This is a genomic window from Kitasatospora sp. NPDC088346 (assembly GCF_044740765.1).
GTDB lineage: Bacteria > Actinomycetota > Actinomycetes > Streptomycetales > Streptomycetaceae > Kitasatospora.
Genome location: NZ_JBIURH010000072.1, coordinates 1 through 25,395, shown reverse-complemented (window position 1 = coordinate 25,395; position 25,395 = coordinate 1). Strand labels below are relative to the sequence as shown.

30 protein-coding genes are annotated in these 25,395 nt (G+C 74.6%); 10 read left to right on the top strand and 20 right to left on the bottom strand.

Annotated elements, in window-relative coordinates; genetic code table 11:
* Positions 1 to 243: 243 nt before the first annotated feature.
* Entirely contained in the window at positions 244 to 654 is a 411-nt protein-coding gene (locus ACIOFR_RS38990; protein ID WP_401005083.1) for a hypothetical protein, read from the bottom strand.
* Positions 655 to 1,051: 397 nt separating this feature from the next.
* Here ACIOFR_RS38990 and ACIOFR_RS38985 point away from each other — a divergent pair, with 397 nt between their 5' ends.
* On the top strand, positions 1,052 to 1,273 hold the full coding sequence (locus ACIOFR_RS38985) for a PASTA domain-containing protein (protein WP_401005081.1): 222 nt from the start codon (positions 1,052 to 1,054) through the stop codon (positions 1,271 to 1,273).
* Between the two features lie 96 nt (positions 1,274 to 1,369).
* Positions 1,370 to 2,572 carry a barstar family protein gene (locus ACIOFR_RS38980; RefSeq protein ID WP_401005079.1) on the top strand — a complete coding sequence of 401 codons (1,203 nt, stop codon included), beginning with the start codon at positions 1,370 to 1,372 and terminating at the stop codon, positions 2,570 to 2,572.
* Between the two features lie 30 nt (positions 2,573 to 2,602).
* Here the strand turns inward: ACIOFR_RS38980 and ACIOFR_RS38975 are convergent, their stop codons facing one another.
* The 4 genes from ACIOFR_RS38975 to ACIOFR_RS38960 form a co-directional block, all read right to left on the bottom strand.
* Positions 2,603 to 3,046 carry a DUF3592 domain-containing protein gene (locus ACIOFR_RS38975; RefSeq protein ID WP_401005077.1) on the bottom strand — a complete coding sequence of 148 codons (444 nt, stop codon included), beginning with the start codon at positions 3,044 to 3,046 and terminating at the stop codon, positions 2,603 to 2,605.
* A 439-nt stretch (positions 3,047 to 3,485) separates the two neighbouring features.
* On the bottom strand, positions 3,486 to 3,719 hold the full coding sequence (locus tag ACIOFR_RS38970; protein ID WP_401005075.1) for a hypothetical protein: 234 nt from the start codon (positions 3,717 to 3,719) through the stop codon (positions 3,486 to 3,488).
* Complete coding sequence (locus ACIOFR_RS38965; RefSeq protein ID WP_401005073.1) at positions 3,701 to 4,174, bottom strand: hypothetical protein; 474 nt, start codon at positions 4,172 to 4,174, stop codon at positions 3,701 to 3,703. The genes ACIOFR_RS38970 and ACIOFR_RS38965 overlap by 19 nt, the downstream gene beginning before the upstream one ends.
* Before the next feature lie 84 nt (positions 4,175 to 4,258).
* Complete coding sequence (locus ACIOFR_RS38960) at positions 4,259 to 4,468, bottom strand: hypothetical protein (protein ID WP_401005071.1); 210 nt, start codon at positions 4,466 to 4,468, stop codon at positions 4,259 to 4,261.
* A gap of 428 nt (positions 4,469 to 4,896) precedes the next feature.
* Here ACIOFR_RS38960 and ACIOFR_RS38955 point away from each other — a divergent pair, with 428 nt between their 5' ends.
* Positions 4,897 to 5,748 (top strand): LuxR C-terminal-related transcriptional regulator, encoded by an 852-nt coding sequence (locus tag ACIOFR_RS38955; RefSeq protein WP_401005069.1) that lies wholly within the window; start codon positions 4,897 to 4,899, stop codon positions 5,746 to 5,748.
* Positions 5,749 to 5,860: 112 nt separating this feature from the next.
* On the opposite strand, the gene ACIOFR_RS38950 is transcribed toward ACIOFR_RS38955, so the two are convergent.
* The 4 genes from ACIOFR_RS38950 to ACIOFR_RS38935 all read right to left on the bottom strand — a co-directional run bounded on the left by ACIOFR_RS38950 (position 5,861) and on the right by ACIOFR_RS38935 (position 8,457).
* Positions 5,861 to 6,886, bottom strand: a complete 1,026-nt coding sequence (locus ACIOFR_RS38950) for a MerR family transcriptional regulator (protein ID WP_401005067.1) — start codon at positions 6,884 to 6,886, stop codon at positions 5,861 to 5,863.
* Positions 6,880 to 7,053, bottom strand: a complete 174-nt coding sequence (locus ACIOFR_RS38945; protein ID WP_401005066.1) for a hypothetical protein — start codon at positions 7,051 to 7,053, stop codon at positions 6,880 to 6,882. The genes ACIOFR_RS38950 and ACIOFR_RS38945 overlap by 7 nt, the downstream gene beginning before the upstream one ends.
* 247 nt (positions 7,054 to 7,300) lie before the next feature.
* Positions 7,301 to 7,786 (bottom strand): DUF427 domain-containing protein, encoded by a 486-nt coding sequence (locus ACIOFR_RS38940; protein WP_401005064.1) that lies wholly within the window; start codon positions 7,784 to 7,786, stop codon positions 7,301 to 7,303.
* A complete protein-coding gene (locus tag ACIOFR_RS38935; RefSeq protein ID WP_401005063.1) occupies positions 7,783 to 8,457 on the bottom strand; it encodes a sigma-70 family RNA polymerase sigma factor in 675 nt (224 codons plus the stop codon). Before ACIOFR_RS38935 ends, ACIOFR_RS38940 begins: the two co-directional genes overlap by 4 nt.
* Before the next feature lie 340 nt (positions 8,458 to 8,797).
* On the opposite strand from ACIOFR_RS38935, the gene ACIOFR_RS38930 reads away from it, so the two are divergent.
* Complete coding sequence (locus ACIOFR_RS38930) at positions 8,798 to 10,312, top strand: cryptochrome/photolyase family protein (protein WP_401005087.1); 1,515 nt, start codon at positions 8,798 to 8,800, stop codon at positions 10,310 to 10,312.
* 228 nt (positions 10,313 to 10,540) lie between these two features.
* Here ACIOFR_RS38930 and ACIOFR_RS38925 read toward each other — a convergent pair whose 3' ends face one another.
* The 4 genes from ACIOFR_RS38925 to ACIOFR_RS38910 all read right to left on the bottom strand — a co-directional run bounded on the left by ACIOFR_RS38925 (position 10,541) and on the right by ACIOFR_RS38910 (position 15,442).
* Positions 10,541 to 12,877, bottom strand: coding sequence for a helix-turn-helix domain-containing protein (locus ACIOFR_RS38925; protein ID WP_401005062.1), 2,337 nt, complete (start codon positions 12,875 to 12,877; stop codon positions 10,541 to 10,543).
* 247 nt (positions 12,878 to 13,124) lie between these two features.
* Entirely contained in the window at positions 13,125 to 14,090 is a 966-nt protein-coding gene (locus ACIOFR_RS38920) for an anti-sigma factor RsbA family regulatory protein (RefSeq protein WP_401005061.1), read from the bottom strand.
* Complete coding sequence (locus tag ACIOFR_RS38915) at positions 14,087 to 14,848, bottom strand: MEDS domain-containing protein (protein ID WP_401005059.1); 762 nt, start codon at positions 14,846 to 14,848, stop codon at positions 14,087 to 14,089. Before ACIOFR_RS38915 ends, ACIOFR_RS38920 begins: the two co-directional genes overlap by 4 nt.
* A 33-nt stretch (positions 14,849 to 14,881) precedes the next feature.
* Positions 14,882 to 15,442 carry a MarR family winged helix-turn-helix transcriptional regulator gene (locus ACIOFR_RS38910; protein ID WP_401005057.1) on the bottom strand — a complete coding sequence of 187 codons (561 nt, stop codon included), beginning with the start codon at positions 15,440 to 15,442 and terminating at the stop codon, positions 14,882 to 14,884.
* A gap of 117 nt (positions 15,443 to 15,559) precedes the next feature.
* Between ACIOFR_RS38910 and ACIOFR_RS38905 the strand changes: the two genes are divergently transcribed.
* Complete coding sequence (locus ACIOFR_RS38905; protein ID WP_401005055.1) at positions 15,560 to 15,952, top strand: nuclear transport factor 2 family protein; 393 nt, start codon at positions 15,560 to 15,562, stop codon at positions 15,950 to 15,952.
* Positions 15,953 to 16,084: 132 nt separating this feature from the next.
* On the top strand, positions 16,085 to 16,228 hold the full coding sequence (locus tag ACIOFR_RS38900) for a hypothetical protein (RefSeq protein WP_401005053.1): 144 nt from the start codon (positions 16,085 to 16,087) through the stop codon (positions 16,226 to 16,228).
* 488 nt (positions 16,229 to 16,716) lie between these two features.
* Here ACIOFR_RS38900 and ACIOFR_RS38895 read toward each other — a convergent pair whose 3' ends face one another.
* Genes ACIOFR_RS38895 through ACIOFR_RS38885 form a run of 3 tightly spaced genes read right to left on the bottom strand, consistent with a single transcriptional unit; the run spans position 16,717 to position 19,027 of the window.
* The gene (locus ACIOFR_RS38895; RefSeq protein ID WP_401005051.1) at positions 16,717 to 17,184 is read right to left on the bottom strand and encodes an FAD:protein FMN transferase; all 468 of its coding nucleotides are present in this window, start codon (positions 17,182 to 17,184) and stop codon (positions 16,717 to 16,719) included.
* Entirely contained in the window at positions 17,181 to 17,651 is a 471-nt protein-coding gene (locus ACIOFR_RS38890) for an FMN-binding protein (protein ID WP_401005049.1), read from the bottom strand. Before ACIOFR_RS38890 ends, ACIOFR_RS38895 begins: the two co-directional genes overlap by 4 nt.
* Before the next feature lie 11 nt (positions 17,652 to 17,662).
* Positions 17,663 to 19,027: a ferric reductase-like transmembrane domain-containing protein gene (locus ACIOFR_RS38885; RefSeq protein WP_401005047.1), complete on the bottom strand. Its 1,365-nt coding sequence runs from the start codon at positions 19,025 to 19,027 to the stop codon at positions 17,663 to 17,665.
* A gap of 157 nt (positions 19,028 to 19,184) precedes the next feature.
* Between ACIOFR_RS38885 and ACIOFR_RS38880 the strand changes: the two genes are divergently transcribed.
* Positions 19,185 to 19,376 carry a hypothetical protein gene (locus ACIOFR_RS38880; RefSeq protein ID WP_401005045.1) on the top strand — a complete coding sequence of 64 codons (192 nt, stop codon included), beginning with the start codon at positions 19,185 to 19,187 and terminating at the stop codon, positions 19,374 to 19,376.
* Positions 19,377 to 20,338: 962 nt separating this feature from the next.
* On the opposite strand, the gene ACIOFR_RS38875 is transcribed toward ACIOFR_RS38880, so the two are convergent.
* Positions 20,339 to 20,752 (bottom strand): hypothetical protein, encoded by a 414-nt coding sequence (locus ACIOFR_RS38875; RefSeq protein WP_401005043.1) that lies wholly within the window; start codon positions 20,750 to 20,752, stop codon positions 20,339 to 20,341.
* Positions 20,753 to 20,910: 158 nt separating this feature from the next.
* On the opposite strand from ACIOFR_RS38875, the gene ACIOFR_RS38870 reads away from it, so the two are divergent.
* Positions 20,911 to 21,564 (top strand): GPP34 family phosphoprotein, encoded by a 654-nt coding sequence (locus ACIOFR_RS38870; RefSeq protein WP_401005041.1) that lies wholly within the window; start codon positions 20,911 to 20,913, stop codon positions 21,562 to 21,564.
* Between the two features lie 37 nt (positions 21,565 to 21,601).
* On the opposite strand, the gene ACIOFR_RS38865 is transcribed toward ACIOFR_RS38870, so the two are convergent.
* From ACIOFR_RS38865 to ACIOFR_RS38855, 3 genes are all read right to left on the bottom strand, one after another.
* Complete coding sequence (locus ACIOFR_RS38865) at positions 21,602 to 21,961, bottom strand: hypothetical protein (RefSeq protein WP_401005039.1); 360 nt, start codon at positions 21,959 to 21,961, stop codon at positions 21,602 to 21,604.
* Between the two features lie 118 nt (positions 21,962 to 22,079).
* A complete protein-coding gene (locus tag ACIOFR_RS38860; protein WP_401005086.1) occupies positions 22,080 to 22,274 on the bottom strand; it encodes an RCC1-like domain-containing protein in 195 nt (64 codons plus the stop codon).
* Between the two features lie 170 nt (positions 22,275 to 22,444).
* Entirely contained in the window at positions 22,445 to 23,023 is a 579-nt protein-coding gene (locus ACIOFR_RS38855) for a hypothetical protein (RefSeq protein ID WP_401005038.1), read from the bottom strand.
* 295 nt (positions 23,024 to 23,318) lie between these two features.
* Here ACIOFR_RS38855 and ACIOFR_RS38850 point away from each other — a divergent pair, with 295 nt between their 5' ends.
* Both ACIOFR_RS38850 and ACIOFR_RS38845 read left to right on the top strand, forming a co-directional pair.
* Complete coding sequence (locus tag ACIOFR_RS38850; RefSeq protein ID WP_401005036.1) at positions 23,319 to 24,596, top strand: sensor histidine kinase; 1,278 nt, start codon at positions 23,319 to 23,321, stop codon at positions 24,594 to 24,596.
* Positions 24,597 to 24,661: 65 nt separating this feature from the next.
* A complete protein-coding gene (locus ACIOFR_RS38845) occupies positions 24,662 to 25,306 on the top strand; it encodes a response regulator (RefSeq protein WP_401005084.1) in 645 nt (214 codons plus the stop codon).
* Positions 25,307 to 25,395: the final 89 nt, after the last annotated feature.

Sequence of the window (25,395 nt, the reverse complement as noted above, 5' to 3'; positions counted from 1 at the left end):
GGAGAACCGTCGTCTCGCGGACGAAGCCGAACTCGGCCTGGTCCACCCTGGCCAGGCAGGCGACGATGGACAGTCTGACCGGTGAGTGGATCACGCTGTCGAGCTGCTGCCGGGGATGGGCCGGCGCCGGTTCCGCGGGACTGGCCGGGCGGAAGGGGCGGTCTTCCGGATCGGCCGTCGTGGGGGCCGTCGTGGAGGCCGTCGTGGAGGCCGCCGGGCGGCGCGGGCCGCGTTCCGACCCGATCACCGGGCGTCCCGCCGGGCGGCGAGGACGTACAGGGCGAGCTGCGCCAGGGCGGCCACGGGCCAGGACCACCAGGGGCCCTCGGTTGCCGCGGCGGCCAGGCCGAACACGACCGCCTGACCGATGACCAGGGCGGCCAGCACGGTGCGGGAGGGCTGTGACCGCAGCGGTTGACGGAGGATCCACGCCCGCAGGAGCAGGGTCAGGGCCGCGTACAGCAGGAACCACACCCACGGGCCGGCGTCCAGTGCCCGGGTGGCCCATCCGGTGAGGAGGGTGCACAGGGCCGTGACCGCTCCGGTCGTCAGCAGCTTTCTGCGGCGCAGCCGTTGGGCTGCCTGCTCGGTGCGTCCGGAGACCCGTGCCGCCTGTAGCAGAGCCTCCTCGGGCGTCATGTGGTCCTCGTCCAAGGTGGTGTGCGCCTTCCGGGTTCGTGGCCGAATGCCGTTCGCACGGTAGCAACTAGTTTCCAGAATGGAAACTAGTTGACATCCGGACGCGGCATGCACCACGGTGAGCCCCACCGGACGGCGGCCCGCGACTCTGACGGCACGACAGAACACCGGCCCCGGGCGGTCGTCGGGGGCCGACGGAACGGCGCACTGCAGCTGCGGCGGAACACGCACGGCCGCGAGAGAGGCGTGACCATGGGCGTCGGGACGACCGAGGTGCTCCCCAGGGCGAAGGACACCGTGGTCGGACACGAACCGACGGTCTACCGCGGGCCCGAAGCCCGGCGGCACCGTCACCGTCCGGGTCTCGACGGGCGGTGATCCCCGGGCCACGGTCGACCTCGCCGACTGCGAGGTGGACGAGACGCACGGCAGGGTTTCCGCGCCCGACTTCAGAGGCAGGGCCGCGTCCCAGGCGCACATCTGCACGGAGGTCGCCGGTCTGAGCCCGGAGGAGGCCGGGGACATCCAGGACGCGGCCGCGCCCACCGGGCGGGTGGCGAGGCAGGAGCCCGCGTCGGACACGATCCCGGCCGGCGGCACCGTCAAGGTCCGGCTGTCCACCGGCAGGCCGTGAGGCCGACGGCCGGATCGGCGGTGTCCGACAACACCGCCTTACCAGAATATTTTTGACGATCCATCAGGTGACCTCGGAACAGGAACGGGAGGCGGAGTGCAGAGCACCTTCAGCTGGGAGTGGGCGATCCCGGCGACGTACGCCCTGGTCGGCGACGGGGGCCATGACGAACTGTGGGGACTGTGCGCGGGCGTGACCGGGCTGTTCGTCGATCCCCCGCCCCCGCTCAGGGAACGCCTGGTCTTCCACGGGATGGCACCGGCGGGCCCACTGCTGGACCTACCGCCCCCGGCCGGAACCGGTGACGTCCCCCTGGGTGATCTGTTCCTGGACGTCCGCAACGCCGAGCAGCCGGAGAGCGTCACGGAGTGGTGGGGGCTGTCCGACGTGGTCGTCACCGGCCACGCCCCCTCCACAGCTGATGCCGCACTCGTCGACCTCGTCGTCGAAGCCACGGTGCAGGAGCCGGGCTGGGGCCCGGGCCGGCTGCCCGTACGGCCCCTCCTCGTGCTCCGCAACGGCAGTGACGAGGAGTTGGGGACCTGCATCCGGATCAGCGGCCTGTTCGGGGTCCGGCGCCCGGAGCCACCGGTCGTCCCGATGGAACTGACCGGGTGCGCGCCGAGGGAGCCGCTGCGTGTGGCTCTCGACGACACCGGGACGGCCCACGAGGTGCAGCTCTGGGCCCTCGACCGATCGGGGCGGCCGATGTCCCGTCACGAACTGCCCCTGCACATCACCGGGGCACGGGCGTCGTCCGTCGGCGCCGGACTCATCGACATCACCCTGGCGAGAGGTGTGCCGGACCCCCCTTCGCCGGCGGCCCGGCCGGTCCGGGACGCCTGGTACGAGCAGGCCCCCCGGCGTGTGAACCACTGGGCGCAGTACGGCCCGGACGGCAGACGGGAGTGGCTGCGGCTCGCCTTCGACCAGACGGCCGGGCGCCGGATCGGTGGACGGTCCGAGGACCGGTCCGGCGGCACGTTCCACCTCGACGGCAGGTTCGTCACCGACCTCCCCGGCCTCCACTGCGCGATCGGCGAGGCCGTCTCCGGCCCCGGCGGCTACTTCGGGAAGGACCTCCACGCGCTCGACGACTGCCTGTACGGCGGCTTCGGTGCCGCACCGCCCTTCACCCTGGTCCTGCACGGCTGGGGCGGCGCCCAGCAGAACCTGCTCACGGAACACGTCTCCGGCCCCGGGCCGTCCGACCCGTCCGTCGAGAGCGTCCTGGAACTCCTCCGACGCCACCGCGTCGAGGTCGTCCTCCAGGGGGGCGGGCAGGTGCCACCCCGGTGACCTCCGGGACGTCCGCCTCGCCGCCCCGGCTCAGAGGACCCCGAAGACCGACGCCTCCGCCGCGGCGAGGAACCCGACCAGCAGGCAGCACACCACGGCGATGAAGCCCAACTGCAGGTTGCCGGTGCCCCACTGGGCCGTGACGGTCGTTGCCCGCTCCGGGCATTCCGGCAGGTAGTAGACGGTGACCACGTCGCCTTCGATCGCGGTCGCCGACGCGGGTTCGGCGAAGCGCACCGCCTGGCCGTCCGCCGTGGCGAACTCGACGACGCAGGATCGGCTGGTCTGCCCGCCGTGCGGGGTCACCCTGAGCGTGCTGGCGACCTGTATCAGGCGCCCTTGAGCCTGCAGTCCCTGGCGCACCGTCAGGCGCGCCAGTTGGACGCGGCGGATCATTCTGGTCAGCATCACCAGCGGCAGTCCGGCCGTTACGAGAAGTACGACCAGGAACAGCCCGATGGTGGACACGTCCATACCGATCTCGCCTTCTTTTCGTCGCGGCCACCGTTCGGCCGCGGGTGGACCGGACTATGCCAGACCGGGCGAGGCACCCGCACACCTGGAAACGGGGCCGTCCGGCGCACCGGCCGGTGGCCTTCACCGGGTTCCCCCGCGCCGCCGGGGCCGGCCCTAAGGAGGCCGCCGACCTGCACAGTTGTTCCCGCGGACGACACCGGGGCCACCGGACCGGTGGGGCACGACCCGCCACCCGAGCCATGGTGGGAGGGGCTCGTGGGGGCGAGACGGACGGAATCCCGGCGGGGGTGGAGACCGGTGTTCGAGGGGTTCCCCGGATGCTGGCGACGGACCCGGACACCGAGATCCACTCAAACAGGGCCGAGGGAGGGCGACGATACGCTCCGCGCCGGGTCGCCGCGGACGCTCAGCGCCTGACCTGACCGGCCGGGCCGCGTCACCGGCCGTTCCCCGGCCACGTCTGCGTGTCCTGCGGGCTGCGCGACGGAGCGTTGGGGGCATGGGTGATGATCTCGTACAGCCCCTGGGCCACCTTGCGGAACCGCCCGCCCACCGACCGGGCCAGGCGGGCCCTCTGCACGTCCATCCGGTCGACCGCGACGCCCGGCGGGATGTCCACGAACTCGCGGACCATCGCCATGTCCTCGGGAGTCAGCGTGCTGTCGGACATCCGGCCACCTCCGCATCGACGGCACTCCTCCCTCCCAGCGTCCGGCACCGCCCGGCAGCCGCCAGCCGCAGCTGTCGTGCATCGATTTCCCGGCGCCGGACCACGGCGCGCGCGGTGTCTCCCCGGCCCGTACCCGCAGGGTGGAACTCCAGCCGGGCCGTGGCCGCGCGGGCGGCCGCCACGGCCCGGTCCGCGTCGGGTGCGACGGCTCGGGCGTAGGCGAGGCGGGAATCGGAGGACTCCAGTGCGCCGCACGCCGTCCCCGGCCGGACCAGCAGCTGTACCTCCGTCACCCCGTCGACCGTCCGCGCCTCGTCGAGGCCGCCGATCTCGGTGACCACACCGGCGGCGGGCGCGGCGGCGAACCAGATCGCCGAGCTGCGGGCCGGCCGCTGCTCGGCGAGCGTGGCCCGGATGCCGGGCAGCACGTCCTCGCCGACGGTCTGCCGGACCACGCACTCGTGGAGGTCGACCCCGGTGGCGTCGTAGGCCAGTGCCGGGATCTCGTCACGGGCCGGCGGGCGATACGGGTGCGGCGGTCAGACGGTCCGGCTGACGGCCCGGGTGCCGGTGGCGGCCACGCCCCAACCGGTGTCCGGCGGCGTCACCTTGGGGGGCTGCGGAGTCATGCCGCGTCCCCATCCGGTGTCGGGGATCGCCACCTCCGGGTCCTCCGGATGGGTCCCGTCGGTGTCGCCCTGCGCGACGTACGAACCGTGCCGGCCGGCTCCGGCCTGTCCATCGATCATCACAAGTGTGCCCCCCAGCACCACTGTTGCCGCCGCGATCCGTACAACCCACGACTTGAAAACGCCCATTGGTGCTCCCCTAGCTGTGCTTTTGTGCAGGCTCCCGGCTTCGTCGCGGTTCTCGCGTCCGCCTGCCGGCCCTCCTCAAGTCTGCGCCTTCTGTGAAGATGATCAGGCACATTCGAGGGGCCGGATGGTGCAGTGCAGAATACGGAAGCAGGGACAAAAGGGATGTACCAGGCAATCGGTGAACATGCCGAGACGTTGGAGACGCCCGGGCGCGGGTCTACGAACACGCCCTGCTGAACGGCCCGGTACCCGCCGACGAGTTAAGGCGACTTCCGGAGACCGTTCCCGGGACGGCTGCCGCCGCCGTCGAGCAGCTGCTGGCCCTCCACCTGCTGCACCCCACACCGGGACGGCCCGACGTGCTCACCGCGGCCAGCCCCCTGCTGGCCGAGTCGCAGGTCATCGCGCCGTTGCAGGACCAGGCGGCGGCCCTCGGACGCGCACTCCAGGAACTTCGCTCCCGGCTCGACCCGTTGCAGCGGATCCACGAGTCGGTGGCGGGCAGCCGGCTCGGCACCCAAGCCCTGGTGCTGCTCACCGACCCACGAGAGATCACGAGCGCGCTGGAGGTGGCCGCCCGCTCCTGCGAGCGCGAGGTGCTCACCGCCCAGCCCGGCGGACCGCGCACGCCGGAGGTGCTGGAACAGGCGCTGCCCCGGGACACCGCGATGCTCGCCCGAGGCGTGCGGATGCAGACCATCTACCAGCACAGCGCCCGGTTCAGCGGACCCACCCAGGCGTACGTCGAGCGGGTCACCGCTCTCGGCAGCGAGGTGCGGACACTCGACGAGTTCTTCCGGCGACTCCTGATTGTCGACCGCCGGACGGCCTTCATTCCCGACGTGGAGAACGACGCCGGCGCGGTTCTGATCCGGCATCCGGCCGTGGTCGCCTTCCTGGCCGACTCCTTCGAGCGGGTCTGGGCCTCCGCCCTGCCCTTCACCTCCGCGCACGAGAGCCGGACCGACAAGTCGATCTCCTCCGCGATGCAGCGCTCCATCGCCCGGCTGATGCTGACCGAGGACAAGGACAGCGCGATCGCCCGGCGGCTGGGCATCGGCGAGCGCACCTGCCGTACCCACATCGCCAAGATGATGCAGCAGTTGGGCGCCCGCAACCGGACCCACCTCGGCTACCTGCTGGCGGCGGCGGAACCCCAGCTCCTGGAGGCCCTGTCCGAGGACGCGCCGACCGGCCCCGCACGCAGCTGACCGGCCGGCAGAACCCACCGGCGGCAGACGAGCGGGCGCGTGATCGCGCACGGGGGAGCTCGGCGGAGCCGGGGGCGGCGAGCCGCCGACGCGGTACGGGGAGGAACTGGCCTCAGCCCGTGACCGCCCGTTCGAGGAGGTCGACGGCGCCGGCGAGGGTCCGGGGACCGGCGGTGCCCGCCGGGGGCGGGGTCCGGGCCCAGCCGGGGCCGGCCGCCACCACCAGCGCCCGGCTGCGGGAACCCCGCGGACCCCACATGCTCCCGCCCACCTGGCGCAGCAGCCCACGGTCCGCGGTGGGCCGGTCCTGGGACCAGACCATCACGGCGCCCGGGCCGAGTCGGTGGACGGCGTCGAGCAGGGCCCGGGGCGGTACGGCCGCGCCCAGCATCCGGAAGGGGAGGGCACGCTCGGTCAGCGCCGCGGCCGTGGCTTCGAGCGGCAGGGTGTGCTGTTCGCCGGGCGTCGCCGCCAGGAGAACGGGGCGGGCGGGCCTGACGGTGACGGCCTCCACCGCCACGCCGCGCAGGACGCTGGAGACGTGCCACGAGAGCATGTGCTCGACCTCGACGTACTGCTCGCCGTCGGCCGCCCACTTGCGGCCCGCGGCACGCAGAGCCGGCATCATGACCTCCGTCCAGGCGTCGATCACCCCGAGTGCCCCGACCACGTCGCGCAGGATCCTGACGACCTCCGGCGCGTCGAGCCGTACCGCCGCCCGGGCCAGGCCGCGGCACTCGGGGCGCACCGTCCCGACGCGCAGGACCCGGCTTCCGCCCGGACCGGCCGTTCCGGGCCGGCGGGGGGCGAGCGGCGGGCTGCCGTCGCCGTGCGCCGTGGCGCGTTCGGCGAGCGCGGCCCGGGCGGCTTCGCCCGGCGGCACCCCCCGGGCCGTGAGGTGGCACATGGCCTCCAGGACGGCGATGTCCTGCGGGCTCCAGCGGCGATGGTGCCCGGCCTCCCGATGGGCGGGGCCGATGCCGTAACGGCGTTCCCACGAGCGGACGGTGGTGGGTGACACGCCCAGCCGCCGGGCGACGCCCCCGGTCGGCAGGCCCGCGTTCCCCAGGGGGTCCGACGCTCCGGCCGGGCCACCGCCGTGCGGCCCGGCGTAGGGCCCCGCCGAGGTGGTCACCATCCCGCGATCCGTCCCACCGCGAAGCCCGCGCAGCACACCACGACGGTGGCGATCACCGGCAGGGGAATCCAGCCCGGCCAGGCCGTGTGCAGTTCGACCGACTCGGGGGCGGAGATCCCCGCACAGGTCGACGCCCCGCACTCGGGCGGCCCGGTGGGAGGACTCACGGGCACGGCACCCTCGTGGGGAGGAAGCCGTCGGTCGAGAGCCATGATGTCCTCCCGCGGTCGGGGTGTTCCCGGTGTCCGGGCCGGCGGATCGGGCTCCGGCCGGAACCGGGAGGCCGGATCGGTTGACCACTCCATGCTCGCGCCCCGCGCTCCTCCCGTCCAAACGCAGCGTTCGCGCACCGTCGGGCTTCGTGCACCGTCGGGCGGCGAACACGCGCCCGTGCGACGGGTCTCGGCACCGCGCTCACCAGCCCGAGGTACCCGGGCCGCCCTTGAAGGGGCCGGTGATCTCGCGGGTGATCCACCCGCCATAGAAGTCGCCGTCCTGGGCACGCACCGTCTCGCCGTCCACCGTGCAGCGGTCCACCCTTCCGGGGTAGAACGCCACCATGTCGCGGAGCTCCCGGTAGCCGGGCAGCGGCTCCGGGTAGCTCCACGCCGCGTGCCGTGCCCGGTGTGGGCCGACCTCCAGGTCCCAGTAGCGGGCCCGGCCCTTCCACTCGCAGAGACTCGCTCCCCCGGCCGGTACGAGCAGTTCGGAGACCACGTCACCGGCCGGCAGGTAGTACACCGGCGGATGACTCGTCTCCAGTACCCGGACGGCGCGCCTGGTCGACGCGACCGGCCTCCCGCCGAACCACACCTCGACCAGGCGGCCGGGAGCCGCCCGGACCTCCGGCGGACGCGGGTAGTCCCACACCCGCTCCGCGGCCCGGTCCTCCTCCGTCATCGCTCTCCTCCCGTCCCGTGCGCTCGTCCGGACACCGGCCCCGCCGGCACCGCCCCCGTCCGCGACTGATCGGAGTCGGACGCGAACGCGGCCCTGAGCCGGGTCAGGCCGTCGCGGATCCGGCTCTTGACCGTGCCCAGCGGCACGTCCAGCAGCCGCGCGATCTCCCGCTGCGAGTACCCCCCGTAGTAGGCCAGCACCACCGCCTCGCGCTGCACGCCGCTCAGGCCGCCGAGCGCGGACCTGACCCGCAACCGGTCCAGCGAGCGCACCGCCTCGACGTCCGGCGGATCGCCCGCCGCCGGCTCCCGGGACGCCACCCGGTGGTCACGTTCGGCGGCCGCCCGGGCGGAGCGTACGCGGTCCACCGCTCGGCGGTGTGCGACGGTCAGCACCCACGCCATCACGGACCCGCGCTCCGGCCGGTAGGCCGCGGCGGTACGCCACACCTCGAACAGGACCTCCTGGACGACCTCCTCGGCATGGACCGGGCTGCGCAACGTCCGCAGCGCGACCCCGTAGACCGGCCCGGCCACGGCGTCGTAGATCAGCTCGAACGCGGCTTCGTCGCCACGCGCCGAGAGCGCCACCAGGCGACGCAGCTCCCCGGCCGGCGGTCCGGGGCCGCCGGTGGGGCACGTGTCGACAAGGGTTCGGGCGAGCGTGGTCACAGCGCCACCGTGCATCGATTCGACGGCACGGGCCCAGTCGGAGCGTTCGTGCAGCGATTTACCGCTCCGCGCCGGAGTACGGCGCCACGGCCCCGGGCGAGCGGCCGACCGGGCGGAGCAGACGATGCGGCACCGCTGCGACTGGTCGGGGCGGCCCGGGCGGCCGACCCTCCGAACAGGGCCGTGCATCGCGGATCCGGCCGGCCGACAGAGAACGGAGCAGACGATGGGACCGTACGACGACCTGCCGGTCGACCACCTCCCGCGCCCAGCCGTGCGCACCACCGCCGCGCCCGCGCCGGGACGGGACCCGGCGGGCCGTCCTCCCCGGACGCCCGGCATGAGCGGTCCGTGCCCGCACTGGGTCTTCGGCGATCAGCTCGGCCCACACTTCCTGGCGCCGGGCGAGGACGGGCCGGACCCGGACGCGCCGATCGTGATGATCGAGGCCCGCTCGGTGCTGCGCCGGCGGCGTTTCCACCGGGCCAAGGCCCATCTGGTGCTGTCGGCGATGCGACACGCCGCGGCGGCCCTCGGTGAGCGGGTGCGGTACGTGCAGGCGGACAGCTACCGGGAGGGCCTGGCCCGGGCGGCGGGCCGGCGCCGGGTGACCGTGTGCCACCCCACCTCGCGGGCGGCGCTCCGTCTGGTCGAGGGTCTGCCCCGGGTCACGGTGCTGCCACCGCGCGGCTTCCTCGTCCCCTTCGCCGACTTCCGCCGCTGGGCCGGCGAGCCCGGCGAGCGGCGTCTGCTGCTGGAGGACTTCTACCACCGGGTGCGGCGTGCCGAGCACCTCCTGCTGGAACCCGACGGCACGCCGGTCGGGGGCCGCTGGAACCTGGACCGGGACAACCGGCAGCCACCGCCCGCAGGAGCGGCCGCGCTGGTGCTACCACCGCCGTTCGAGCCGGTGGAGGACGAGATCGACGACCGGGTCCGGGCCGACCTCGACCGCTGGGAGCGGGCCGGCGAGGTCGGTTTCGTCGGCCGGGACGGTCCGCGCCGATTCGCTGCGACCCGGCCCGAGGCCGAGCAGGCGCTCGCGCACTTCGTCGGCCACCGCCTCGCCGACTTCGGCCGCTTCGAGGACGCCGTGCTGCACGCCGACCCGTGGATGGCCCACAGTGCCCTGTCCGTCCCGCTCAACCTCGGACTGCTCGATCCGGGCGAGTGCGTGCGTGCCGCCGAGACCGCCTACCGGGCGGGCCGGGTGCCGCTGAACAGCGCCGAGGGCTTCGTGCGGCAGCTCGCCGGCTGGCGCGAGTACGTCTGGCAGCTCTACTGGTACCTCGGGGAGGACTACCGCCACGCCAACCGCCTCGGTCACCGCGAACCGCTCCCCGACTGGTTCCGCGACCTGGACGCCGAGGCCGTCGGCGCCCGATGTCTGGCGGGTGTCCTGGCGGAGGTCCGGGACCACGGCTGGGTCCACCACATCCCTCGGCTGATGGTGCTCGGCAACTGGGCCCTGCAACACGGCTGGGAACCGCGCGAACTGACCGACTGGTTCCACCGGTGCTTCGTCGACGGCTACGACTGGGTGATGCTCGCCAACGTCGTCGGCATGTCCCAGTACGCCGACGGCGGCCGCATCACCACCAAGCCCTACGCCGCCGGCGGCGCCTACCTGAACCGGATGAGCGACTTCTGCCGGCCGTGCCGCTACCGACCCACCGAGCGCCTCGGCCCGCAGGCCTGCCCGTTCACCACCGGCTACTGGGCCTTCGTCCACCGTCACCGCGACCTGCTCGCCGCCAACCACCGCACCTCCCGGGCCGTTGCCGGGATGCGGCGCCTGGCCGGCCTCCCCGAACTGCTGGACGCCGAACGCGCCCGCGGGCAAACACCTCCCTGACACACCGTCAGCGCCCGGCGCCCGGCCGTGCCTGCGGTGACCGGGCCGGGGTGACCGGCCGATGCGGCAACGCTGCGACCGCCACGAACCGGGCGCCGCTCGCAGCCCGGAGGATTCTTCGGGCTCGGCCTCGCACTCGCCGGGTACGAGGCCGCATCGTCCACCTGCCGACCGGCCATCCCCCGTGGCCGCTGCACGAGGCACGGTTCGCCAGCCGAACTCGCCCCCTCAGTCGGTCGGGTGGCCTGCGGCGTCGCGCGTCCGGTCGAGTTGGCGGAGGTGGTCGGCGGCTTCGGATGCGCGGGGGTTGTTGAGCCGGACGAGCGCGTCGTGTGCGGCGGTCAGGGCCGCGCGGGCTTCGTGGTGGCGCATGAGGTGGCGCAGGACGATGCCGAGGTCGAGGCGGGCCGGTTCGCTCCAGGCGGGCATCTGCGCTGTCTGGAAGTGGGTGAGTGCGTGGCTCAGGGGGTCTTCCGCCTCGGGCCATCGGTGGAGGGCGGCGAGGTCGTTGCCGATGTGCTGGCGGGTCACGGCGAGGTAGAGGCCGATCAGTTCCCGCGGCTTCCCGGGGACGCCGGCCTCGCAGATGGCTTCGCTGCGTCGGTGGATGGTCAGGGCTTCCCCGGCACGGCCGGTCTGGCGCAGGTGCTGGCCGAGGGTGTTGAGGACGGTGAGTTCGGCGAGGCGGCTCTGTGGGCCGGTCTGCCTGCCGAGGTGGTCGGCGGCCTCCTGGAGCCAGGTGATGGACTCGCCGGTGCGTCCGAGCCGGTGGAGCGCGCCGGCGGCGTAGCCCATGGCCCAGCCGACCTGGAGCTGGTCGCCGCTCTCACGCGCTGCGGCCAGCGCGGCCTGTGCGGTGGTCAGGGCGGCGGTGTGGTCGTAGAGACACATGGTGTAGGCCCAGGCCAGGTAGTTGAGGTGGACGGCCTCGTCGTGCCTGCTGCCGAGGGCGCGGGCGGAGTCGACGGCCCACCGGAAAACCTGGGCCCAGGCTTCCCAGTGCGGGGTGCGGTCGGAGAACCAGTGCATCGCCTCGGCGGTGTCGATGACCTGTTGGTGCAGGCCGCGGGCCTGGGCGCGGCCCAGGGCGGCGAGCCACTGGGCCTTCTCGGCCTCCAGCCAGTCCCGTGCCTGTTCGAGGTCGGCGGGTGCGGTGGCGGGATCGGGGTCGGGGCTGGGGCTGGTGTCGGGATGGGGCGCGGTGTCGAAGAACTGGGCTGCGGCCGTCGCCCGGTGCAGTGTCCAGAGGTCGGCCCGGTTCCGGGCGGCGGTGGTGTGCGCGGGCTCCTCCTCCTCGGCGAGTTGTTCGGCGGCGAAGAGGTGGAGGAGGTCGTGGAAGCGGTAGCGGTCGGCGGTGGGGTGGGGCTGGAGCAGCCCGGCGTCGGTGAGGTCCTGTAAGCACCGGGCGGCCTGGCGCAGGGGCAGTCCCGCCAGGAGGGCGGCGCTCTCGGGGCTGAAGTCGGGGCCGGCGGCGAGCGAGGCGCGGCGGAAGACGGTGCGGGTGGGTGGGGGCAGTTGCCGGTAGGACAGGGCGAAGGCGGCGCGGACCTGCAAGGAGCCGGCTTGCAGGGTGTCCAGGCGTGTGGTGCTCTCGGCGAGCTGGGTTACGAGTTTGCCGAGGTGTTCGCCGGGGCGGGCGGCGAGGCGTTGTGCGGCGATGCGGACGGCGAGGGGGAGGTGGCCGCACAGGTCGGCGAGGTCACGGGCGGCCTGGCTCTCGCGGCGCACCCGTTCGGGACCGATGACGCGGGTGAGGAGTTCGACGGCCTCCTCGCGGCGCAGCAGCGTGAGTTCGGGGCGGTGGACTGCTTCGAGGCCCGCCAGGGTGTTGCGGCCGGTGACGAGGGTGAGGGTGGGGCTGCGGCCGGGCAGCAGGGGGCGGACCTGGTTCTCGTCGGCGGCGTTGTCCAGGAGGAGGAGGGTCCGGCGGTCGCGCAGAAGGGAGCGCAGGAGGCCGCTGCGGTCCTCGGTGGTGGCGGGGACGGCGCTGTCGGCGGTGCCGAGGGCGCGCAGGAGCCGGCCGAGCGCGTCGCGCGGCGGGGTGGGGTGAGGGCCCGTGCCGCGCAGGTCGATGACGTACTGGCCGTGCGGGAAGTGGGGGGCGAGGGTGTGGGCGGCGTGGACGGCGAAGGCGGTCTTGCCCAGGCCGGGCTGTCCGCTGACCACGGCCACGGGTGGGTGCGCGGGGTCGAGGTGTTCGACCAACGCACGGAGCCGGTCCAGGGGCAGGCTGCGGGCGGTGAAGTCGCCGAGGTCGCGCGGTAGTTGGAGGGCGTGGTGCCGGGCAGGCGGTGTCTCCGGCGGGGTTGCGGGCCCGACTCCTGAGTGGGGGCGGGGGCGGCCGAGGCCGGCGGCGTGTTCCAGTTCGGCGGCGGCCGCGTCGTCCAGCTCCAGGGCGGTGGCCAGGGCCTGGACGGTGCGGCGCTGCGGCCCCCGGGAGCGTCCGCGTTCCAGGTCCGAGAGGGCCCGCACGCTCAGCCCCGCGGCCTGCGCCAGCCTCTCCTGGCTGAGCCCTGCACCCGTGCGCAGAGCATGCAGGCGCGCGGCGAACCCCTCGTCACTCATGACTCGAATCCCCTGGTCGGTCCGGTCCCCCCGGGTCGGCGGGTACTACCGGCAGAAGTATGTCAAGACGTCACATCGCCTTCTGTCGCCGGCGTATCGGCCCGAGTCCCGCGCCTGGGCGCGCACGGTGGAGACACGCTCCGACCACCACGGCCGGTCGGGCCGCGGCCGGGTCGGCGCTCGGGTCGAGCCGCGGCGGGGAGCCGGGTGTCCGGCCCGGACACCGCCCGGCGGGTGGGCCCGCGGCTCAGAGACCGTCGGCGACCATGGTGAGCCGCAGCACGGTGCCGCTCTCCGGGCTGCTGCGGATCTGGACGAGGTCGCACATCTGCTGCGCGAGCCAGAGGCCGCGCCCGCCGACCTGGTCCATGGTCGGCATGATCCGGCCGGCCATCGGGTCCGCGAGGTACCCGCTGTCGCGGAACTCGCAGATCACCCGGCCGTCCTCCCCCCAGGTGCGCAGACTTCCGCCTCCGGCGTACTTGATGCTGTTGGCCGCCACCTCGGTGGCCGCGAGCAGCAGGTCCCGCAACCGGTCGCCGGCCAGCCCGTGGCGTGCCGCGCAGGCGGTGACCCGCTCGCGCACGAAGGTGAGGCCACCGGTGGAGAAGGCCAGGGCCTCGTCCGGGTCGCACGGGTCGCTGAGGGGCTCGAAGGCGTAGGGCCCCTCGGCGTACGCGGGTTCGGGCGACGGTCCGTCCTGGCCGAGCACCAGCGGGTGACAGCGCTGCAGCGCGTCGAGGGTGCTCCCGGGGTGGCCGGCGCCGGTGTCGAACGGGCAGAGCAGCCACCAGACCGGCGCTTCGGCGAAGGCTCGGTTCAACAGCCATTCGTGGTAACGCAGTTCGGCGGACTCGGCCGGCGTCCGGCCGGTCCACTGGTTCTCGCTGATGGCCCGGACCGGACGCCCGTCCTGGGCGATCTTCCCGATCCAGGCCTGCCAGACGGGGATGAGCCGGCCGGGGTTGCGGCGCAGCTCGGCGGCGTCGAGGAAGGACACCTGGCCGGCCGCACCGGCACCGGTGAGCGCCTCGCGCATGAGCTGCTCGCGCGAGCCCGAGACGGCGATGACGACCGGGTCGCCGGCTCCCACGGCGTGCTCGACGAAGGACAGCGCGCCGGCGAGGAAACGGTCGTCGTCCGCGAACGGGAAGAGGATGTGGCGCAGTCCCTTGTCCGTTGCCGGGGCGGTGGCGGTGGCGGAGTCGTTCACGGCTTCAGCTCCACAGGGATCTCCGGGTTCTCGAACCCGAGCAGCGACCAGCTGCGACGAACGGTCTCGTTGGCCTGATGGAGCACGATCCGGCGCCCGGAGTGGCCGCGGGCGGCCAGGGCGAGCGCGGTGAGACCGGCGCTGTCCATGAATTCCAGACGCCCGCACTCCAGGTGCAGCACCGGGTGCAGCGAGAGCGCCTCCGCGAGCGCGGTGCGGAACGCGTCCGCGCCCTCGGTGTCGACGATTCCGCTGACGCTCCAGCGGTCCGACGCGGAGCTGAACAGGCGGAACGCCGGACCGAGCGACGCCGGACCGAGGTGGTGCGGGTGCACTCCGGCGGCCTGGTGGGCGGCGTCGGGGGTCAGCGCCCGGCGGGCGTATGCGCACACGAGGATCGCGCCACTGTCGGCGGCGAGGGCGTCCAGCCGGAGTTCGTGCCGGGCCAGGATCTCCGGGCGGGTGTCGTCGGGCGGCAGTGCGCTGAGGTCCGCGAGGACCCGCAGGGCGCGGAACCCCTGGCGGCTGGCGCGTTCGGCACCCTCACTGACCTCGCTGATCAGCGATTCCCAGGATTCGGGCGCACTGGTGGCTCCCTGCGCGTCCCCGAGCACCAGCACCAGGTCGCCGAACAGCTCACCGTCCGCGACGAAGGCTCTCACCGGGCCGGCCGTGTCCTCGCCAGGGCTCACCATCCAGCAGACGTGATCGCCCACGTCGACCGGATCGAGTGTCGCCACGCCGTGCGCCGTCCTCACCGCAGCTCCTTCGTCCCGCCCCACCTGCCCACCTTAGCCGACCCCGGTACGGCCCTGCGGGGAGCCGGATCGCGGGGGAACCGGTCGGTTCTCGCCGGGGGCGGAGGGACCCCGGCGGGTGGTGGGGCCCCGGTCCGTGAAGGGGTCCTGGTCCGCGAAGGGGCCCCGGTCGGTGAAGCGGCGCAGGAGGCGGGCGAAGGTGCGGGCCTCGGCGGGCGGCCAGGTGGTGAGGGCGTCGTCGATGGCGGTCGCCAGGCGTCGGCGGGTGGCGGTGACGGCGGCGTGGCCGTCGGCGGTGAGGGTGAGCAGGGTGGCGCGTCGGTCGGCGGGGTCGGGCGCGCGCCGCAGGAGGCCGGCGCGTTCGAGGCGGTCGGCGCGGCGGGTGACGGTGGTGCGGTCGAGGTCGATCTCGCGGCCGAGGTCGGCGGCGCTGCACGGGCCGGTGCGGGCCAGGCCGCTGAGGACGGGGTAGGTGAGCTCGTCGAGCGCCTCCCCCAGTCCGTCGGTGAGGTGGGCGTAGAGGCTGGCGCGGGTGCTGCGCCGCAGGAGCGGTCCGAGGGCCGCGGCGATGTCGTGTCCGGTCGATTCCTTCACCCCCGCAGATTAGCGTGCTCAGCGCACGCTTTTCCTGCTACAGTCATAAGCGTGCTCAAGGCACGCAACACCGACCGAACGCGACACACCCCGCCACACCCGACCGAAGGAACCCCCATGACCCGCACCGACATCACCACCGCCCTCACCGACCTCCTCCTCACCCCCGGCCTCAGCCTCGACGACGCCGCCGAACGCCACTTCGCCCCCGACTACCGCCAGCGCACCGACGGCGAATGGGCCGACCGCACCGAGTTCCTCGCCCACATCGCCCACCTGCGCACCATCGTCGCCACCGGCACCGTCGAAGTCCACGACGAACTCGCGAACGGCGACCACTACGCCGACCGCCACACCATGACCATCACCAAGAACGACAACACCACCGTCCGCATGGAGGTCTACCTCTTCGCCGAGTACGCCCCCGACGGCCGCTTCCGCCGCATCGAGGAAACCACCCTCATGCTCGAAGGCAACCACGCCGACCGCAACCTCGGCAGCGCCCGCTGACCATCCGTCACATGACCACCCGATCGCCGGGGCGCGGCGCCGCGCGGCGCCGGGGCCGACCGCAGCCCCGCCTGCGCCCACCGCGCCCCGTCCTGCCCCGCTCGTCGTTCCCACCCCTCCCAGGAGACCGCCATGAAGCACCTGTTGTTCCCCGACAACCCCCAGTTCTGGTACGACACCCTGCGCTCGCTCAGCCACATCGCCTACGGCGGCGCGGATTTCGGCGAGGTCGTGTCCACCGGCGAGCGCATGGCGTCCGGCGACTACGACAGCTGACACGACGAGAGGATCGCCACCGCTGACCGGGTCGCCGACCAGGCCCGACGGGCCCTCGACGCCGGTCACACCGTCAGCGCCCGGGACGCATACCTGCAGGCCTCCAACTACTACCGCTCCGCCGAGTTCTTCCTCCACGGCCACCCCTGCGACCCCCGCCACGGCCACGCCTACGACCGCAGCGTCGCCTGCTTCCGTGCCGCGGCCGCGCTCCACACCCCGCGGATCGAGCCGGTCGGCATCCCCTACGAGGGCACCACCCTGCCCGGCTACCTCTACCGCCCCGACACCACGGGTGCGCCGCGGCCGACCCTGATCCGTCGGCGCGCCTCAGGCACATCGAGGACCTGCTGGACCTGAACCTCGACCGGCTCGCCGACCAGTCCGTCCTGGCCCTGGCCCTGCGCGCGGCCTCGACACCCGTGCCCCCGCGCCCGCGGTCCCCGGTCTCCCCGACACCGGTCTGTCCGAGGCGTCGACCGGCTGGCTCACCGGCACCGCCGCGGTGCTGGCGGACGCCATGCAGCGGGCGGCCGACGAGGCGGGCCCGCTGGGTGCCCAGGTCTGGGTCTCCAAGCCGAAGGACAGGTTCGCCGGCCAGGGCGTCGGCAGGCCTCCTCGACCGCCCAGCCCTTGACCCAGCCGCTGGGGTCGAGCCGCCCGGCGGGGCGTTCGGTGAACCAGCCGCCGGTGCGTCCGGCGGTCTCCCGGCAGCGGGCCAGCACCCGGGCCACGTCGGGGTGGCAGTCCTCGACGGCGGCCTCGCCGCGGTCGAGGCGGCTGATGTCGCTGTCCGCGCGGTAGGGCGAGAAGACCGCGTCGATCGCGTGCAGCCGGGCGACGACCTGCTCCAGCGCGGCGCCGGTGCACGGCCCCGGGTCGCGCACGGTGACCGAGAAGACCGTCCCCATCACGTGCTCGGCGTGCCGGACGGCGCCCGCCGGGCGGCTGCTCACCGGCCCGCCCGGTCGAGGGCGCTCTGCAGCGAGCGGATGTAGCCGTCACTGGTGTAGGTCGCCCCGGAGACCACGTCGATCCCGGCGCTCTGCGCCGCGATCGCCTCCTGGTTGAGGACGGGCAGCGCGTAGCTGTTGATCTCCTGGTCGCGGTGGTCGCCGGACGGGTACTGGATCACGTCCACGGCGGTGATCCTCGATCCGGCGAGGGTGACCTTCACCTGCACGGGCCCGTATCTGGTCCCGACGGCGCTGCCGGTGACGGACCGGGTCGCGGTGGAGGTGTCCGTCGCCCCTCCCTGCCCGGCGGATCCTGCGGTGGAACTCGAGGTGGATCCCCCGGAGTTGTCGGCGGCGGTGCCTCCCGAACCGATCGCCGCGACGGGGGTGCTGCCGTGCGGCTTCAGCGACAGCAGCAGGATCACCCCGGCCGCGGTGGCGGTGACGGTGACGACGGCTCGGCGCATGGCGGTGCTCCTCACAGGGCGAACGACTCGCGGTGGATACGGTCGGACCGCACTCCGGCGGCCCGCAGCGCCCGGACGGCCTCCTCGGCCATCGGCTCGGGCCCGCACAGGTAGACCTCGTGGCCGGCCAGGTCCGGGACGAGCCGGCGCAGCGCTTCCCGGAGGTCGCCGACCTCCGCGCGGGAGCCGGTCAGCGCGTGCACCCGACCGCCGCGCCGGGCGGCGACCGCCGCCAGCTCGGCGGTGAACAGCAGGTCCTCGGGCCTGCGGGCCCGCTGCACCAGCGTCACGTCCCCTGGCAGTGTCTCGAACAGCGCCCGCAGCGGGGTGATCCCGACGCCCGCGCCGAGCAGCGGCACCCTGGGCTGCCGGTGCAGCCGCGCGGTGAACGCTCCGTACGGGCCCTCGGCGCGCACCGGGGTGCCGGGCCGCAACGCGGCGACCGCGGCACTGTGCGATCCGAGGTCCTTCACCGTGAAGCGCAGGAAGTCCGGGTGCGGCGGCGCGGAGAGCGAGTACGGATTGGCCGCCCAGCGCAGTCCGGGCGCCTGGAACTGCAGCCGGAAGAACTGGCCCGGCTCCGCCCGCAGTTCGGTCAGGCGGCGGCCGGTCAGGAACACCGAGACCACCCCCGGCGCCTCCGGACGGACCTCCACCACCCGCAACCGGTGCCGCCGGTCGCGCAGCCACGGCACGGCCAGCCGGTACCAGCCGAGCGCCGCGGCGGTGCCCAGGTACAGCGCGTACCAGGCGAGCCGGGCCGGCCCGTCGCCGAGGTCCGCGCCGGTCGCGATCTGGTGGCCGAAGGCCAGGGCCACGGCGAGGTAGGTGGCCAGGTGGAGGTAGTACCAGAGCTCGTACGGCATCCGGCGGCGGGCGGCTCGGGCGGAGACGGCGCCGGTGCCGAGGAACAGCAGGGTGCCCAGCGAGGCCTTGATCATTTCGGGCTGGTGGAACACGATGTCCACGCCCTCGGCGAGCGGCCCGCGACCGTCGGTCAGCGCGTAGCCCCAGACGATCGTCAGCACGTGCACGGTGACCAGCGAGACCAGATAGCGGCCGCCGAAGGCGTGCCAGCGGGCCAACCGGTCCGCGCCGACCTCCCGTTCCAGGGCCGGGATCCGGGCCATCAGCAACAGCAGGACGGGCGCGGCGTAGCCGGCCAGCAGACCGGTGATCCGGCCCGCGCCGGTCAGCCAGCCGGCGGCGCCGATGACCGAGCCGGTGCCCTGCCACCAGACGGCGAGGACGCCCAGCGCGCCGAGCGCGATCGCGGCGAGCACGACGGCGGGCACGGTGGCGACCGGGAACCGGCGCGGCGCGCGGCGCGCCCGGCGGGAACTGCCGGCCGGGTGCGGCGGGGCGATGGCGGCCATGACGGCGCTCCTCCCGGACTCGGGCGGCCGGGGTGCCGCCGAGGAGGCCAACCCTGACACCGGAACCTCTCCGCTGTCTCGGGGTCCGGGCCCCTGAGGGCGTCATGAGAACGGGTTCCGTCGCAGGTCAGCGGCGTGTGAGGGGGGAAGGAGGGGGGTGCGGGATCTCACGGCTTTCTCATCGCCCGGGGCCGGCGCGAGTGGCGTCCGCAGCGCGCAGCCGACCTGGCGGATCCTCGTGGTCGACGACGAGCCCGACGTCGTCGACCTGGTCGGCGGCCGAGGACGGCGGACGGACCTCGCGCACGGCCGTCACCAGGTCCGGCGTCGCGCCGTTGTGCAGGCATGATCCACCATCGAGCGCCTCAGCAGCACGCCACCGACTCCGCGCCGAACGGCGAAGGGCGGTGAGGGCCGGGACCGGCACACGGGGGTGTCCCGCCTGCGGGGCCCCGCTCCCCTCGCAGCAGCCGCCGCGCGGTCGCCGTCTCTGCGGGCCGTCCTGCCGTTGCAAGACCGGCCGCACCGCCCAGAAGCGGCGACCGGCGCCCGCTCCGGCCACCGGCCGCCGGGCACTCACCCGGGAGGAGACGGCGGAGCTCCGGTTTCAACTGCGTTCCGTGCTGGTCCTCCTGACGCCGGGCGTGGAGTGACGGTGCGGTGTGCGGCCGGCGAGCTGGGCGGCGGCGGGCGGCGGGTGTGAACGGGGCCGCCGGGCCCAGTCCGCCCCACCGCGGCCGCCGGACGGCCCGTCCCCGCCATCGGCAGCCGTGCGGGCGCACCGGCGGCGCGGGCGCCGGTGTTCCGGCCGTGCGGATGGTCCGCGCGGCGTGCAGAGTCGGACGAGATGCCGGTCCTCTCTCTGCGAGGAGCCGGCCCGATGCCGAGGAGTTCTCCCGTGACCGCACTGTCGTTCCGGCCGTCCACCCTGCCGCCGTGGCCCGTCCCCCTGCCGCGTCAGCCCGATCCCCGTCGGCCGACCGACCGGTGACCGGAGGGGCCCGTGCCCGCCGGCACGCTCAGCGGGCCGGTCGGGCTCCCCGGCCCCGGAGCGAGCCCCGGTGCGGACGGGGAGCAGCACCGCCGCGGCGTCGCCGAGGCGTTCACCCGGATGGCGGCCTGCGGGAGTCTTCGGGGAGCGCGCGCTGCCGCCGGCCGGTGGGCGACCCTCACCCGGTCGGCGCAGCGGACGGGCGCGGCGGGGATCCCCGCCGGGTCCCGTCACCGCGGCGGTGCCGCCCTGCCGTCGCCCGAGGACGCCGGAGGGCCACGACACCGTTCGTCGCGACGACCGTTCGTCCCGGCTCCGCGTCAGGCTCCGAGGCGGGCCAGCAGGGCACCCAGTCGCCGCACCGCGTCCTCCGCCTCCGTGAACTGCTGCGGAGTCGGGAGGACGGTGTTGAAGGACGGCCCGTCGCCGACCGGCAGCGCCCGCCAGTGCAGGACCGGCGCGAGCGCCGCGCTGCCCCCGGCCAGGAACCACGCCAGGCGGCCGTGGGTACCGGCCAGCGCGATCGCCAGTACGGCCAGCGCCTCACGCAGGTGCTCCAGCCGGTCGATGGCGGCCGTGCTCTCCCGGCCGCTCTGCGCACCCACGGCCTCCCCGAGGCCGGCCGCGGTCTTGAGCGCCAGCGCGCGGTCCCCCTGCGTCAGGTCCCACACCCCCTCGCCCAGCTGCTGTTGGGCCTCCTCGACCAGCCTCGCCACCTCTGCCTGCATGTCCATGCCCGCACCCTAACGGCACCCGGTACCGGCCGGTCAACGGTCCGGGTGCACCGGCGGTCCCGCGTCCGGCTGCGGTCGAAGGGATGCTCCCGAAGGCGGAGGACGACCCGTCCCGTGGGCTGATGGCGGGCGGTCGAGCGCGCCGTATCGTCGGTTCCATGACCCGAGGACTGCATCTCGACGCCTACCTGCTGGCCTTCGACACCCGCACCCAGTCCCTCCAGGACCGCACCCGCGCGGGCTTCCTGCTGCGCGCCGCCACGCTGGCCGAGCTCGCCCATCGGGGTGCCGCCGTCGAGGACGGAGCGGGCCGGGTCCGGGCCACCTCCGCCGGCCCCACCGGGGACCAGGTCCTGGACACGGTGCTCGTCGAGCTCGGCGGGAAGTCCCGTACCTGGGCGTCCTGGATCAGACGCGACCGCGACGACACCCTGGAGGCCGTCGAGGAGCGGCTCGCGGCGCTCGGCGTGATGACCATGGCGGACCGCGCCCCGCACGGCCCCGTCGCACCGCACCGGACGGTGACGCTGGACGAACCGCGCGAAGCCCTGGACCTGCAGACGCGGATCGCCGAACTCGTCCTCGGCGGCGCCCCGGCCGCCGAGGTGCCGTTCGCCGACGCCGTCCTCGCGGCGCTGGCCGCCCACGGGCACCTGCGGCTGGTCCTCTCCCGCCAGGACCGCAAGGCCCACGCCGCGCAGGTCACCGCGCTCACCGGCCGGCTCGCCGAGCGGGCCCCCGGCCTGGCCCGCACCGTCACCGGGCTGAACCGCACCATGGTCGCCGCCCAGGGCGGCATGGGCGGCGGCTGAGCGGTCGGCGCACGCCTCCCCCGGCCCCCGCCGGGGGTCAGCGCGTCTCCCGCCGCTCCTTCATCTCCGCCTCGGCGATGTGGTCGCGGTCGCCCGCCAACTCCTCGCGCACCCGCCGCTCGACCTCGACGAAACGCCGGTGGTAGCCGTCGTCGTAGGCCTCGACGACCTCGTACGTCCACATGCCGGGCAGCACGTCGGCGCCCTGGACCAGTCGCTCCACCAGGTCGGCCTGCTCGCGGTGCCCGGCCGCACGCAGGGCCCGCACCGCGTCGCCGACGGTCCGGTCCGCACCGCCGGTCAGCTGGTGGAAGTCGTACAGCCGGCCCCGCGCCCGCTCCGTCGCCTCCAACGCCTCGGACAGCAGCCCCAGGGCCTCGACCGTCGCATCGGTCATGCCCGGCGGCCGGGTGTGCCGCCGTTCCCGCCGTGCCTCGTCCTCGCCGTTCACACGCCCGCCTCTCGCCCTGGCCGTGGGTGCCCGCCCGGTCTGCGCGTCACGCGTCCCGTCGCCCTCACACCGTAGGAGCGTCGGCCTCCGGTCCGGCGGAGGCGGGACCGGCCCGTGCCGGCCCGTGCTGCCCTGGCCCGCGCACACCGGCGCGGGGTCGCCGCCGTCGTGCGGCAGCCGGCCGGAGGCCGTTGTTGCCCCAGGAGCGCACGGTGTTGTCGCCGAGCAGGGCGATGGTGTGCTCGCGCCCTCCGGACACCAGCTGGAAGCCCTTGACCCCGGGGCCGGGACGGGGGTGGTCCACGGGTGTCCCGTCCTGGGCGAACGGTCGGCTGCCGGGCCTGCGCCATTCGATGGCCCGTCAGCACGGAAGGCCCACCGGGCACCCACGCGGGCCCGTGCGCGTGCTCGGCGACCGTCCGCGGCTGCTCAGAACCCGGGGAAGTCGGGGACGATGTGGGTGGTCCCCACCATCGAGCCGTGCGGGTCCCCGGCCGGGATCAGGTCCGGGATGTGCTGCAGGATGTCGGCGCCGTTCTCGTCGCCGGGTTCGGCCGCCACCGTGACGGTCGCCTGGTAGGAGAGCCTGCCGATGTGGGCGTGCCTGGTGCTCACCCGCAGCCCGATGAAGAGGCACAGGGGCTCGCCCGCGGTACCCGTCAGGTTGGGCTGGATGCCGAACACCGCCGTCGAGACCTCGATGAACGCCCTCGCGTCGGCCGACGCGACTCTGATCCCGGCGAGCGAGCCCGTCACCACCGCGGCCGCACGCAGTCCGTTGAAGTCCTGAACCGATCCGGCCGTGGGCAGGCCTCCGGAGCCCGAGTTGCCGTAGGGCACGAACGAGGTCACGAGGTCGTCGCCCCCCGCCCCACCGTCGCTGCCGGCGTCGAGCGCCATGGTCCCGGTGTGGACGATCTGCAGTCCGCTGCCGCCGTCCGCCGTCCGGTACGGGACGAACAGGTGCCGCGGGTTTGTGATGTCACTGGTGGGAACGGGTATCACCATGACCACTCCAGGAAGGTCGGCGGGCGGACGACACTCCCCCGCCCGCTCGCCCGCTCGCGTCAGGGCACCGGCCGGTGACGGATGCGCGGTCGCAGGCGGGTTCCGGCCCGACCGGTCCGGTTACTACCATCGTGGATCGCGCCCTCCGCCCTGTCCACCAGTGGGCCCGACCGGCATCGCGGCTGCCTGGCAGCCGAGTTGGGACGCCGGCGGTTACGCAGAGTCGCATCGGTGGCGGTCTGCGCCTGACGCGGAATCAGGTCCGATCCGGTCCGGCCGGTCTAGCGTGGGAGCCATGACCACGTCGCTCTCCCCCGCCGTCCGGGGCCGCCGGTGGCCGGCCACGGGGCCCTTCGCCCGCACGGCGCCCGCCCGTACGGCCCGTCGCACCCTCGCGCGGTCGCTCTACCTGGTGACCGCCCCGCTCACGGCCGCGGCCGGGCTCCTCCCGGTCCTCGGCGGTGCGCTCCTCGCGATGGGGGCGCTGCTGCTGCCCGGTGGCTCACCGCTCGTGGCGCGGGCGCTGGCGCCGGCCCGGTGGTTCGCCGACCTGGAGCGGAGGCGCATCGCCGGGCTGCGAGCGCCGACGGCCGGAGCGGCGGCGGAGGCGTCCGCGGCCGGTCACCGGCCGTGGCGGGAGGCGGCGCACGCGGTGCTGGTGCTCCCGGTCGCCGTGGTCACCTCGGTGGTGACGGCGCTGTGGTGGTTCGTCGGCCTCGCCGCCGCCACCTGCGCCCTGCGCTACCGGTCCACGGCCCCCGGGCCGCTGCGGCCGCTGTCGCTGACCGCGGGCGACGAGCGGTCCCACATCGCCGTGAGCCTCGGGCTGTCGTCACCGGCCGGGCGGGCCGTCTTCGGGACCGCCGTCGGTCTCCTGCTGCTGGCCACCCTGCCACTGGCGACCAGGGGCTGCACCGCCGTGCAGGCCGGACTCGGACAGGTCCTGCTGCGGGCCGACGCCCGGGCCCGGACCGTCGCCGCGGCGACCGCGGAGGCGGCCGCGCTGCGCCGGCTCGAACGCGACCTGCACGACGGGCCCCAGCAGCGCCTGGTCCGGCTGGCGATGGAACTCGGCCGCGCCCAACGGTACTTGGACAGCAGGCCGGAAACCGTCCGGGTGGCGCTCGCCGACGCGGTCGTCCAGACCCGGGAGGCGCTGGCGGAGTTGCGGGCGCTCTCGCGCGGGATCGCCCCGCCGGTCCTGGTCGACCGCGGCCTGTCCGCAGCGCTCACCTCCCTGGCCGCGCGCTCCACCGTCCCCACCGAGCTCGACGGCGCCGCGCCGGCCGGCCGGCTGGACGCCGCCGTCGAGACGGCCGCCTATTTCGTGGTCGCGGAGTGCCTGACCAACGTGGCCAAGCACAGCCACGCGCACCGCTGCGCGATCGGACTACGGCACGGTGGGGGAACCTTGACGGTCTGGGTGACGGACGACGGAGTGGGCGGCGCGGCACCCGACAGGGGCCACGGCCTCCGCGGGCTGGAGGACCGGCTGCACGCGGTCGGCGGACGGCTGCTGATCAGCAGCCCCTCCGGCGGCCCGACCACCGTCACCGCCGTACTGCCGTGCTGATCCCGCACGGGGCCGCGCCGGACGCCCCACCGGAACGCTCGCCGGACGGCACGGCCCGACCTCCGCTGCGGATCGTCGTGGCCGACGACTCGGTCCTGCTGCGCGAGGGCCTGGTGCGGCTGCTGGTCGAGGACGGTCACCAGGTGGTGGCCGCGGTCGGGGACGGGCCCGCCCTGGTGGCGGCCGTCGCGGCACACCGGCCGGACGTGTCGGTCGTCGACGTGCGGATGCCGCCGACCCACACGGACGAGGGCCTGCGCGCGGCGGTCGCCGCCCGCTCGGAGGTCCCCGGCACACCGGTGCTGATGCTCAGCCAGTACGTCGAAGCGTCGTACGCCGGTGACCTGCTCGCGGACGGTTCCGGCGCGGTCGGGTACCTCCTCAAGGACCGGGTCGCCCGGATCGACGAGTTCCTGGACGCGCTGGTCCGGGTCGCCCGCGGCGGGACCGTGCTCGATCCCCAGGTCGTCGCCCAACTGCTGGCCGGGCGGCGGCGGGACGGCCTCGTCGCGGCGCTGACCGCACGCGAGCGGGAGATCCTGGCGCTGATGGCGGAGGGCCACTCCAACAGCGCCCTCTCCCGACGGCTGGTGATCACCACCAGCGCGGTGGAGAAGCACATCGGCAGCATCTTCGCCAAGCTCGGCCTGCCGCCGGACGACGCCCGGCACCGCCGGGTGCTCGCCGTCCTCACCCTTCTCGGGACCTAGAAGGCTCGTGAAGATCTTGCTGAGGGGCTGTCTGGCTGCGGGCCGGGCGGCCCCTTCTGGTTATGCGCTGGCGGGGGTGAGGTGCCAGG